Source organism: Microseira wollei NIES-4236 (assembly GCF_020521235.1).
Classification (GTDB): Bacteria; Cyanobacteriota; Cyanobacteriia; order Cyanobacteriales; family Aerosakkonemataceae; genus Microseira; species Microseira wollei.
In genome coordinates this window covers 1-236 of sequence record NZ_BLAY01000790.1, presented here as the reverse complement: position 1 = coordinate 236, position 236 = coordinate 1, and the positions used below count along the sequence as shown (strand labels likewise).

Sequence of the window (236 nt, the reverse complement as noted above, 5' to 3'; positions counted from 1 at the left end):
GAAGGCGATGACGACGAATTAAAAGGAGGCGATGGCAACGATCAACTTTACTGGCAATGCCGGAAAAGATATCCAAGGCAGGCGATATCGGCGATGACTATTTAGAAGGAGGCGAAGGCGATGACGAATTAGAAGGCGGCGATGGCAACGATCAACTTTACTGGCAATGCCGGAAAAGATATCCAAGGCAGGCGATATCGGCGACGACGAATTAAAAGGGGGAGAAGGCGATGACG

Annotated in this window: 1 protein-coding gene; it reads left to right on the top strand. The window is 50.4% G+C overall.

Annotated features, from left to right (window positions below; genetic code table 11):
• Positions 1-56 precede the first annotated feature (56 nt).
• Positions 57-215, top strand: coding sequence for a hypothetical protein (locus MiSe_RS50530; protein ID WP_226595163.1), 159 nt, complete (start codon positions 57-59; stop codon positions 213-215).
• Positions 216-236 lie beyond the last annotated feature (21 nt).

What these genes read in the sequence shown, in the direction of transcription:
- MiSe_RS50530 (WP_226595163.1), top strand. Translation starts at nt 57, where the DNA reads ATGCCGGAAAAGATATCCAAGGCAGGCGATATCGGCGATGACTATTTA.